Below are 11,792 nucleotides of genomic sequence, written 5' to 3'. Positions count from 1 at the left end.
TTTCCCCAATTTCCCATGAGGACCGCCTGATGAAATCACCTGCCGCGCTCCATCGCCTTTCCGCAGGTTCCGCTTGCGCATTGGCACTGCTGGCCCTGGTTGGCACCCCCGCCTACGGCGATGCCGAAAAGCCGGCCGCTATCGACATCGAGGACGTTCCCGCAATTCCCGATTCTGTGGTCTCTGCGACCCGCCCCTACCTCGAATCCCGCCGTGCCGATTTCCTCGGTTGGAATACCACCGACCGCTCTATGCTGGTCAAGACTCGCTTCGGTGCGACTAACCAGCTTCACGTCGTGAAGGCGCCGGGCGGCGCGCGGACCCAGATCAGCTTCGGCAAGGAACCGGTGTTGGCCTCTTCGATGTCGCCTGCGAGGGACCACCTCACGGTGGTCATGCAGGATAGCGGAGGGGATGAATTCTATCAGCTTTACCGTCTCGCGGATGGGCGGCTCGAGCGCATAACTGATGGGAAGAGCCGGAACTGGCTCGGTGCCTGGAGCGCGGATGGCAAAACGATGGGCTACACCTCCACACGCCGCAACGGTACCGACATGGACCTCTATGTCATCAATCCGCGGGAGCCGAAGAGCGACCGCCTCGTTGCGCAGGTTAGCGGCGGTGGCTTCACCTTTGCCGCTTTTGCGCCCGACGGCAGAACCGCGCTGGCCGTCAATCGCCTGTCGATCAACAAATCCGTGGTCTACAAAGTGGATCTTGCCTCGGGCAAGCTCAAGGCGCTGACCGATGCCAAGGCAGAAGCCTCGTTTATCGACCCGCAATACGCCGCTGACGGCACCATCTGGGTGCTGAGCGATGCTGGCGGAAGCGATTTCACGCAGCTCGGCAAGCTCGATGCCAAGAGCGGCAAATTCACGCCGATTACCCGGGAAAAGTGGGACGTCAGCGACTACGCGCTGGCCGGAGATGGTAGCTTTATCGCCTATGCGACAAACGAGGCGGGCGTAAGCGTACTTCGTGTGATGGACATGCCCGGCGGCACAATCCGAAAGGTCACAGGGCTGCCGACGGGGGTCATCCCCTGGGCGATCGGCCCTGCCATTCAGATCGCGCCTTGGGGAGCCATTGGCTTCAGCCTGTCCTCCGCCAAAGTCCCGGGCGACGCCTTTTCAGTCGACCCCAAGACATTGGCGGTTACCCGCTGGACCGCAAGCGAGACAGGCGGGCTTGACGCAGCAAAAAATGTAGAGCCCGAACTCGTCACCATCAAGAGCTTCGACGGCGAGACCGTGACCGGCTTCCTTTACCGTCCCGATCAAGCCAAATTCCCCGGCAAGCGCCCGCTACTGCTCGACATCCATGGGGGGCCCGAAGGGCAGACCCGCCCTGATTTCCTTGGAGCGGAAAACTATTACCTGAACGAACTGGGCATCGCACTGTTCTTTCCTAATGTTCGGGGCTCCTCGGGCTTCGGCAAGCGTTTCGTTAATCTCGACAATGGTCCCTTCAAGCGGGAGGATTCGGTCAAGGACATCGGAGCCTTCCTCGATCACTTCGCAAAAGACGGCACGCTCGATGCCGGCCGCTTCTCAGTGACAGGCGTCAGCTATGGCGGATACATGTGCTATGCCTCCTCGACACACTTCTCCGACAAGCTGAAAAGTGCGAGCTGCTATGTCGGAATATCAAACTTCGTGACGTTCCTTGAGAACACCCAGAGCTATCGGCGTGACTTGCGTCGACCGGAATATGGGGACGAGCGCGATCCCAAGCAGCGTACCAAGCTAATGGAGATCTCGCCGCTCACCAGCATCTCGAAAATCCACATCCCGCTGTTCATTGCGACAGGCGGCAACGATCCGCGCGTTCCCGCCTCCGAAGGCCAGCAGATTGCCAAGGCTCTGCGGGCGGCAGGTAATCCCACCTGGTACCTAAATGCCACCAACGAAGGGCACGGGTTCCACAAGAAGGAAAACGAGGAATATTACTTCCAGGCCAGCGTGGAATTTTGGAAGCGTACACTGCTTTCGGAAGGGCAGTAGGATGCGAAGCGGGCGCCTGATCGCCGTGATCCTCCTGGCCGCCTCAGTGCTGCCGGCAGTGGACCCCGGCTTTGCCCGCGCGCCGTCGACGCCGCCCGCTTCGGCCCCCACTGTTGCTGCAGCCGGATCGCAGGTGTCGGTGGCAGTGGACCATCACCTTCATGTTCATTCTCCCGCGATCCTCGCGTTCCTGCCGGGCTACTGCTCCAGTCCCGGCAGGATTGGCAAGTGTCCTGAAGCGTTTACCCGGGCCTATGGAATGGCCGAACTCATCGCGCAGATGGACAACGCCGGAATTCGGCGGGGTCTTATCATGTCCACGGCTTACCTTGCGGAAAGCCCGATGATGGTGCCGGAGAATCCGGATCACGCCAATATCTTGCACGCGGCGAATGCATGGACTGTGGCCGAAGCCCGAAAGTATCCGGGGCGCTTCGGCGTCTATATCGGCGTGAACCCGATGACCGACACTGCCTTGTCGGAGATCGCGTATTGGGGCGCAGACCCCAATGTGACAGGAGTGAAGATCCATCTCACCAACTCAGGCGTGGATTTGCGCGATCCCGCCCAGGCCCACAAACTAGCGAAGGTATTGCGTGCTGCTGCTCGCTCCCACCTCGCGATCACGATCCACATGCGAACCCGGGCACCGGATTACGGGGCAAGGGACGTAGAATCGTTTGTACGTGTGGTTCTGCCGGCGGCCGGCAATACCCCAGTGCAGATCGCTCACGCTGCGGGGTGGGGGGGGACGGACCCGCAGACGCTTTCTGCCCTTGCTGCCTTCGCCAAGGCGCTCGAGACGCAACCCTTGCTCGCCGAGCATCTGACATTCGATCTCGCCGAAGTTTGGGGGGCCGACACCTCTGACGCCAACCTGGTGGCCATGGCTACCGTGATGCGCCGGATCGGCCTCTCTCATTTCGTGCCAGCCTCAGATTACCCATTCAGCGGCGACCTTGCCCGCTATTACGGGGCGCTCTACCCCCGCCTCCCTTTGACGCCCGCTGAATGGGCTGTGATCCAGTCCAACCAACCCGCTTACGCCCAAGCGGATTATTACAAACAAAGATTGCTCGTTCGATAAGCGTCATCTCTTCAAGACACCGGCTTTGTGCGAGGTATCCCCCAAGATGCAAATGAGTGACCAGTCAAACTTGCAATTGGCTCACCAGCCTTGATGAAGCTGACGATGCAGGTACGCCGCCATCGCTGGCTTGGCCAAGTGTAAACTAGGAGGCGCCCTGCGCACCAGGCCCGCCAATCATAGGACGTTTCAGGATGTTCGCCGCGTTTGCGGAGGTGTTGTTGAATAAAATAGATATGACGAGATATCGGTAAAAGAAAATTCGACTGGATTTACAAGTAAACTATATTAGTTTGGGACGACAGAATTGAACTAAAACCAAAGAGCAATACCGCAATATTTGCGAATAATCCGGCGCAAGCGCTGCCCATACGATAAAGACATCCCCCCGTCCCGGCATTACCCCTGAGTTCCACAAGAGAAAAATAGTTCCACAAGAGAAAAATATCAGCGGCGTCCCACAGGATTGGCCACCCTGCACTGCTTCAGGCGAGCAATAGCCACGGGTATTCACAGCTGCCTTTCTGCCGTGCTGACAGTGTGACCCTGCGTCGGCATCGGTCGCTAAAACCATACTTTATTCGCCCATTCGCAATATATTTCATAGCCCCTGTGAAACGCCTTTTGCCTGTCCGCATAAACAGGGGCTGCATCACGTGAAGGTGCTGCCGGCAGCGGAAAAGGCGCCGCCGGCAGCGGCATTTACCGCAGGTCTGAATTCGATCGGGTCACGTCGCTTGCCGGCACGCCTAATGGCGGTAATGGCTTGGGTATGAGGGGGTGGATAGGGTCCTTTGCGATCTCCTGCTGAAGGAGCGAAACTGCCGCTTCAAGTTGGGCATCCCGGCCTTCGAAAGTCGCATGCGGTCCGTTCTCCACTTCGACGTCCGGGCCTATGCCGTGTCCCTCCACAATCCAGGTACCGTCGGCTGCATATTGCGCGTTCTCGGCCACTCTGACTGCCCCATCGTCGCTCAGCCGGTTGCGATCGGACAACCAGATGCCTGCCCCCGCCGTGCGCTTGCCGATCAGCGGGGCGATGCCGAGCGACTTGATCGCGGCGGCGAAAGTCTCCCCATCGGAGTAGGTCCTCTCGTCGATAAGAACGGCGACTTTGCCACGATAGGCATTCTGCATGTTCGTCGTTGGAACGCCGGTGCCATCGGGCTTGGCCCAGAATGCCCATGGGCGGCGCATCAACATCGAGATGATAAGACTGTCGATATTGCCGCCGTTGTTGTTTCGCACATCGATGATGAGGCCGTCCTTGTCGAGCTGTGCAAGGTAGTCGCGCGCGAAACTGGCGACGTCGTCCGATCCCATGGCGCGAAGATGCAAATACCCGATTTTTCCTCCCGACAGTCTCTGCGCAGCAAGGCGCCTACTTTCAACGAAGTCTTGGTAGCTGGCGGTTACTTCGCCATCAAAGGTCATCGGCTCGACGATAGCGCTCAGCGCACGGGTCCCTCGTGTGACATCAAGGCGAACTTCCTGGCCGGCCTTCGACGCCAGTTCGAGCCGGAGAGCGCTAAGTGAGGCAACGGGTCGGCCGTCGACACGGCGAATCACGTCCCCAACCCGAACATCGACGCCTGGCCGGCTGAGCGGAGGACGTCTGGAAACGAGGTCTGCCTCTGCCCGGAAGATACTGTCCACGCGCAGCCCTCCCGCAACAGCGGTGTAACGCGCGCCCAGAAAAGCCATGGCGCTGTTCTCGTCATCCTTTGGCAAGTCACCGGGGCGCACCTGGCTGTGCAGGATGCCCAGTTGTGAGGCCATCTGGCCGAGGATCGTATTGAGTTCGGCCCGGTGCCCGATGCGGGCCAGAAGAGGTTCCATCCGCGTCCGCACCGCAATCCAGTCGACACCGCGCATGGCCGGATCGTAGGCAAAGTCACGGTGAAGCCGCCAGGCGTCGACGAACATCTGTTTCCACTCCGAGGCGGGATCAACCGTAAGACGCCAGTCGTCCAGCCTAACGGTGTCCGGCTCGGTCTTTTCAGGTAACTTGCTCTTGGCGGGCACCAGCATGAGCGCCGGTTTCTTCGCGGGCCCTGCGACCACCAGGAGAGTTTTGCCATCTGCGGAAATATCGGCACTTTGGACCTTGTCCGCGAAAGTCTCAATTTTTGGATCGCTCTTGTCGATCGCGATCGAGACAAGCTTGTCATCTTTCAGGCTATACAAAAAGTCCTTGGAAGCGAGCAGCATCTCGCTCATCCCCGGCTCGGTCGGAATTTTGTAAAGACGTTCCGATACCCCATCGATTACGATATGCGCAGCCTTCGGTTTCTCGTCCTTCTTTCCGTTATCCCCTTTTTTTTCCTTGTCCGAAGAAGGTTCCTCATCGCTTTCGGGTTCTTCGTCGGGCTTTCGGCTTAGCTCGTTGTCCTCGCGAAAAGGGAACTCCGACGCTGGATCGAGCTGGAGCGCATAGATTTCACCGCGATTTGGGAATGCCACACCCATGTTGCGATCGCCCCAAGGGCTGCCCGGTGTCGGTTCGAAATTGCGGTCGGACAGGAAATAGAGCCATGCCCCGTCATGGGCGAAGGCAGGCGCATAGTCGTTGTACTTGCCTGAGGTCGCCTTCACGCGCGCACCGCTATTTATATTTTGCAGGAAAATGTCGGTGGTGTTGGCATTGTTGCGGCGAGAGACCTCCGCATAAGCAATGTGCGTTGAATCTGGCGAAAAGACGAGGTTATGAAAGGGCTCGTCATCGCCGGCATCGCTTGTAGCAAGCAGGGTGACGCGGCCGGTGGCGATATCCACCTTTCGCAATCGGGCCTGCTTGTCCCACAAGACTAACGCCTTCCCATCGGGCGAGAGCGCAAAGGACCAAATGTAGGCGTCATAGCCGTGCGTGATCGCGGCGGGTTCTCCTGAACCGTCCGATCGCATGGTGTAGATGTCGCCGCGCTCTCCCTGGTCCAGGACCATGAATACGCGCTCGCCGTTAGGCCCTGCAACCGCCTGCCGGGCGCGAGCCTGCAGCGGCACCGAGAAGTCCACCCGGCGCAACTGTTTGGGCGCACCCAGTGCTACCCGCCCGCGCGCCGTTACAGCCACGCTTTCGCCCGACGGCGATATCCGGGCGCCCTCCAACTGGCTCAAAGGTGCGCCGATCGAACGCAGTCGCGTTTGTTCGCGATCGGTAACAATGTCGATGGAGAGCTTGCGCAGACTATTGTCCCGCAAGGAGAAGACATGAATGTCCGCCCCGTTCTGAAGAAAGATATCTCCTGTATCGAGACTGGCCTGAAGCACGGGGAACGGCATTTCGGCGGAGAGCTTGGTTACACCGCTGCCATCCTCGTTCACTGACCAGACAGCATCGGCGCCGCTCTTGTCCGAAATGAAGTAAACCCGGCCAGCATAAGCCATCGGGAAGCGAATTGGTGCATCGAAGTCCGCCAGCAGCTGGACTGCCTCCACAGCCGTGCCGGTCCGCCAACGCCAAAGTTGTTCTATTCCGCCGCCCCTGTAGAGAACGGCATTGTCACGCGCGCGGGCGGTCAAGCCCCGGCGGCTAAAGAACAGGGTCTGGCCGTCCTGACCGTATGTCGCATCGTTGGCGCGCCAAAGCGGAATAGGGGTGGCTTCTCCGCCAGCTGGATCGACGGTGTAGAGTATTTCCCCTTGACCCGCACCAGTGATGCGAGAGGCGTAAATAACCTTGCCCTCGGGCGTCCAACCTACCGTGCGCAGCATACCTCCCTCAAACGTAAGGCGGCGGGGCGCTCCGCCGCCGATCGGCATGACATAGACGTCCTGGTCACTGTCATAACTGGCAGTGAAAGCTACCAATGTGCCGTTCGGTGAGATATGAACGTCACTTTCCTCGGCAACATGGTTCGTCAGTCGGGTGGCAGTCCCGCCGTTTCGGTTGGTGCGCCAAAGATCGCCTTCGCTGGCAAAAACAAGCACGTCCGCGCGAGCGCTCGGATATTGATAGTAGCCTTGTTCTGCGTAGGCAGCAGAAGACGCCAGAGCGAACAAGCTGGTCGCGATCGCGCGAAAACAATTCATATTAGAGAGCCCCTGGTCGAAAACCTGAAGCGATCATGGCCCATCTGGGGAGCGCAGCGCAACCTGCGCGGCGATCATCAGCAGCGAAGTTATATCCGTTTCGGTTGCGGGTCTAAGCGGTATGGAAAAGTCTGCAGCCGGTTCGCAGGATTACCGCGAGTTCTGCCGGGGGTGTTGAATGCTTATGTACCGCCGGGTCAAGTTCCGGATTTTTGTCGGACTTTACTGTTGATTGGGATGGCCGCTATAAGCCTTCCGCTGGGCCACGGGCCATAGGCAGAACCGTCTATGCCTCATCGAGACATAAGTCTCCAAGCAATATGTTTATTTTCAGGTATACTGCCCGCTCAGAAGCCGTGCGCATCGACCACGCCGGAGCCGAAGGGCCGCGTCAGCTTGGCACGCTCATGAAGGCACAGTGCACCGCACCAAGATCAGTGTCCTACCGCCTCATCGCGTGTTGGAACTGGAGCTAGTGAACTCCTGCTTGTTCGTGCTTGATTTCAGCCGCCCCGAGGGGACCGTTCGCGTTTTGCCTACCAACGAGTTGCGGGCCGGCGTATACCATCTTGAACGCCCATGGAGACGGACATGTTTGAAATTGACCCTCCCATCATAGACTCCCCGCATTCGCAGACCTTTATCCAGGACGGCGTTACTCTCAGAGTAGTGATCTTCAAGCTTGAGGAGGACGAGGGCTGGACCTTGGAGGTGGTCAATGAAGCTGGCACTTCCACCGTTTGGGAAGAGCCGTTCGATAGCGACATGACAGCTTTAAACGCGTTTAAGCGTGCAGTTGAGCAGGAGGGGATCGAAGCCTTTCTCGACGATGATAATGGCGGCTGGGCCACCATTCACTGATAGGATGGCTGCTGTCTTCGGCGCTGACAGATGATAAATACTTCAAGGCCATGCATGGAGAGTTTATGCGGCTATTCGCCCGCGCAGGCCGAGACGGTAGGATACCGAAGCCTCCCGGACTTCCTTACCACATGCATCGCAGACGCCACGCCCCCAGTGACTACGTTGGGTGGTATAACGTCGCTATAGCTCTGATCTCCGTAGCTAGGGCGGCCGGTTCATCTCGTTAGAAAAAGAGCGCGCCAAGGAGGGTGCCGGGTAAGACCGATTTCCCAATAAGCGGTTTAAGGAGGTCCCCACCTCCCGCATTGACATCCCGATTACCAGTTCGGCTGCGTCCTGACTGGAGCCTTTCTCAGGAGATAACGGCTATCCGATCCAGCGAAGGTTCGAGCTGAATGGGATTTTGCACGTCACGCCAGCCAAATCGCGAAAGCCAGGTCGTGCAGAACCGGAAACCGATGTGCGAATTAGCTGGCTGCAAATCCATGCTTGTCAGGTTTGGAATTTCGAGAAGAGCCGCTACTCGGACCGGCAGCGACTCAGTGAGTGCTGCCAAAACCCACCGGCATGCGCAAGGCGTCTGCGGCTTCGTCGCTCTCTCGCTGACCCGACAGCACATCCAGCATGCAGTTAAAGAACTCGAGCGCTTCGTAGCTCGTCGTCAGGGGCAATGCCACTTTTGCGCCAAACAGGGCTTTATCCGCGTCATCCTCCGAGGCGCGGCGAAGCATCTTCATGCCGATATGCTCGTCTTTGAGGGTTGACGGACCGTGCGCTGCCACCGCGCCGATCAGACTGAGCAAAGCCAAATGCTCAGACGCTGCTGGTGAGCTTTTGAGAAAATCACCAATCTCGATGCGCGTGACAGCCCCGCCTGAGGGTTTGTTAGCCTCATGTATCACATAGCCTGCGCCGTCCATATCGTCTCGCGCCAGGAGCCAGCGGTCACCATTTGAGCTTGACGCAAATTCTTTGCCAGACATTTTCATCGCAGAATCCTTTTTTTGTCGGAATTACCCGGTAATTTACTAACGACGAGACTGCTTCTGACGACAGTGAGCGTACCTTGCACCGTTGAACTTTTCCCAATACCTTTCACGAAGCGCTTCTCCGCTAGAACACGAGTGAACGAAACTTGGGGCCGCGCCGGTCGAGACTGCGTGAGCACGAGCCAGAAGCCCGTCTTTGAACGGACACCAGATGCATCAAAGCCTGCAATACAGGCAGTCCGCTGAGCCCACTTCACTATGGCTTCGGTTCTGAAGATACTGCCAATTCTTTTGTAGAAGGTTTCGCGGCATCCTGTTTGGGAGGAACGGGCTTTTTCGGTTTGTGCGCTACCTCGTTGCCTCGAACCTGACCCTTAGCCATTACATGCCGACAGTGCCGAAGCCTTATCCGCTACCAAGAGCTCGGCCATGCGAGCTGTGGCCGTGAGGCTATGCTTCCCGGTTAGAGCGAAGCGACCAGGTATGCTCGCCCCTTGTCGCCATCGCGTTCCATGCCTCGGCAGAGCGCAAGCATCTTTCCTTCACGTTCTGAAGGCCAGCCATTTCCGCTTCTGCGAGCGCAGCGGCGGCACGTGCAAGATAATCGTCTTTGACGGCCATGAGTATGTTCTCCAACCCGGTGGCAGCTAAAAACGCTTGCCATAGACGGCGCACATCGAGGGCCGATTAACAGGAGCCGCAAAGCGCCAATAAACGTCAATACGCTTCCGGGATTTTTTTATATAAACCTGTCTACTAAAAAAGATAGCTTCAATTCCAGTAAATTTCATTACCCTCCGAATTTGTTTCTAAGACAATTGATCTATAAATTCTCAACGTCTGCGAAATGGTGATGCCGATCGGAGCGCAGGCCTTCCGGCACCGGTGCGATGGGCTGGAAGACCGAGTCGACCGCACCCAGAGACCTTGGCGCATACCCGTTCTTGCGGGCGGCTGACGAGTTCGCTTGTCGCCACCGTCCGCAGCTACTGCATCTTCATGCTCGGCGGTACCTTCCCCTTCTGGGGATAGTGAATTTCGCGCAAATGGCGGCGGCACGCATCATGGAGATATTGCAGGCACGAGCTACGCTAACCGGCGCTTGACCGGACAGGCATCGCAAAGGTCGAAGTGATCCGCCATCCGACCTTATCGAAAACCGGAGATCTGGCTAGTCGATCACGCAGAGGAGGAAAGCGTACGGGCTGAACCCTGAACCATAAAATTGACCGCTGAACGACGGGAAGGGGGCGGCTACACGCGATCCGATATATCAAGAGCGGGCTGATATCCGTCCTGCGAATGCGCTCATTCTGGCGAGTGCGCACCGGGCATAGCTGTGTCAGCGTGAAAGGATGACAAAAGTTACAACCACACGATTTTCCGCTCGCTCTGAATTTGGAGGCGGGTGGCCGACGATCCTGGGCGCGGCGCTGGCAATTGGCGTAGGCATGATGGGCGTTGGCTTCTATTCTTTGGGCCTGTTTGTGACCCCGCTTCAGGCCGAGTTCGGCTGGACGCGAGCGCAGGTTTCCGGCGCGGCGACGTTTCAACAGTTAGGCATCTTCATGTCTGCGCCGATCGTTGGAAGATTGGCCGATCGCGTTGGCAACCGTACCATCGCCATTGCCAGTTATATTGCAACTCCGTTGGCTTTTCTGGCGCTTGCTCAAACCGGCCCTTCGCTGACCGCATGGTATGCTCTGTGGCTGCTCGTGTCGCTGGCGGGCTGTGGTACAACGCCCGCAATCTGGGCTCGCGTGGTTTCGTTGCGGTTCGACCACCATCGCGGTCTGGCTCTGGGACTGATGCTGATGGGCACTGGAACGGCGGCGATGCTCGCCCCTGCGCTGCTCGGCCCGTTCATAGCCGCCCATGGTTGGCGCGCCGGGCTGACGGCGCTCGCCGCAATCGTGGCGGCCATCGGCATTCCTGTCAGCTTGTTGACCGGTCGCGAGGAGCCCGCGTCCGTCCTTAAGGCGCAAGCGCACGATCGCGGAAAGATAGAAATCAACTTTGCCACTGGCCGCATTGCGCTGGTTGGGTTTCTGCTGGGTGTGATCGTGGCAGCGCTGATCGTCCATCTCGTGCCGATGCTGATCGACCGGGGTACCTCACCCGCGCAGGCCGCGCGCATGGCGGCCCTCGTTGGGATGGCAGTGTTGGTCTCGCGGTTGGTGGTCGGCTGGCTGTTCGACCGTTTTCACGCTCCGCGAGTGGCCTGCCTGTTCCTGACATCACCCATCATCGCATGCGTCATTCTCTGGATGGAAGGCCCTGCTGTTCCTGCCGCGCTTATGCTGGGCCTTGCCGCAGGCGCGGAAGTCGACATGCTAGCCTATTTCACCAGTCGCTATGCCGCGTTGGAGAATTACGGGGCCACCTACGGTTTAGTGCTGGGTTTGTTCAGCTTGGGCGCAGCGTTCGGGCCGCCGCTTTTCGGAGCAGCCATTGACTCGACCGGCAGCGCTGATCTGGGGTTGGTGGTCTGTGGCCTTGGATTAATCGGCGTCCAGGCGCTGATCGCCTCATTGGGCAGGTATAGGGCTAGGTGAATTACCCACCGGATTTCAGATCAAACCAAACGATCCTTATCCAACCTACCTTCCCTCCATTTACCAGTTCAGCCTCCTAACAGGGTGCGGAAAAACCCTCCTTGAGGCGCGGTGATCGCCGGGCTCAAAGGGTTTGTCGGGCACCGGTTTGGGGAATTCGGCATCAAGTGGCAGTCGTTTGCTGCCAGAACCCGCCGTGTCGCGGATTCCTCGCATAGCTACGCCTTCGCCATTAGTTTTGGCAGACGAACCAGATTGTACG

At 58.4% G+C, this 11,792-nt stretch carries 6 protein-coding genes; 4 read left to right on the top strand and 2 right to left on the bottom strand.

Annotation, left to right across the window (positions count from 1 at the left end; genetic code table 11):
* Window positions 1-29 precede the first annotated feature (29 nt).
* Window positions 30-2,003 carry a prolyl oligopeptidase family serine peptidase gene (locus EDF58_RS21805; protein WP_132269418.1) on the top strand — a complete coding sequence of 658 codons (1,974 nt, stop codon included), beginning with the start codon at window positions 30-32 and terminating at the stop codon, window positions 2,001-2,003.
* 1 nt (window position 2,004) lies between these two features.
* Window positions 2,005-3,090, top strand: coding sequence for an amidohydrolase family protein (locus EDF58_RS21800; RefSeq protein WP_132269416.1), 1,086 nt, complete (start codon window positions 2,005-2,007; stop codon window positions 3,088-3,090).
* Window positions 3,091-3,792: 702 nt separating this feature from the next.
* Here EDF58_RS21800 and EDF58_RS21795 read toward each other — a convergent pair.
* Entirely contained in the window at window positions 3,793-7,122 is a 3,330-nt protein-coding gene (locus EDF58_RS21795; RefSeq protein ID WP_132269414.1) for a S41 family peptidase, read from the bottom strand.
* 591 nt (window positions 7,123-7,713) lie between these two features.
* Between EDF58_RS21795 and EDF58_RS21790 the strand changes: the two genes are divergently transcribed.
* A complete protein-coding gene (locus tag EDF58_RS21790) occupies window positions 7,714-7,983 on the top strand; it encodes a hypothetical protein (protein ID WP_132269412.1) in 270 nt (89 codons plus the stop codon).
* Between the two features lie 542 nt (window positions 7,984-8,525).
* Here EDF58_RS21790 and EDF58_RS26165 read toward each other — a convergent pair.
* Window positions 8,526-8,975, bottom strand: a complete 450-nt coding sequence (locus tag EDF58_RS26165) for a hypothetical protein (protein WP_207913097.1) — start codon at window positions 8,973-8,975, stop codon at window positions 8,526-8,528.
* 1,355 nt (window positions 8,976-10,330) lie between these two features.
* Here EDF58_RS26165 and EDF58_RS21780 point away from each other — a divergent pair.
* Entirely contained in the window at window positions 10,331-11,530 is a 1,200-nt protein-coding gene (locus EDF58_RS21780) for an MFS transporter (RefSeq protein WP_132269411.1), read from the top strand.
* The last annotated feature ends 262 nt before the right edge of the window (window positions 11,531-11,792 follow it).

This window comes from Novosphingobium sp. PhB57, assembly GCF_004342985.1.
Lineage (GTDB): Bacteria > Pseudomonadota > Alphaproteobacteria > Sphingomonadales > Sphingomonadaceae > Novosphingobium.
Note: the sequence above shows the minus strand (reverse complement) of the source record. Positions and strands in the feature narration are given on the sequence as shown.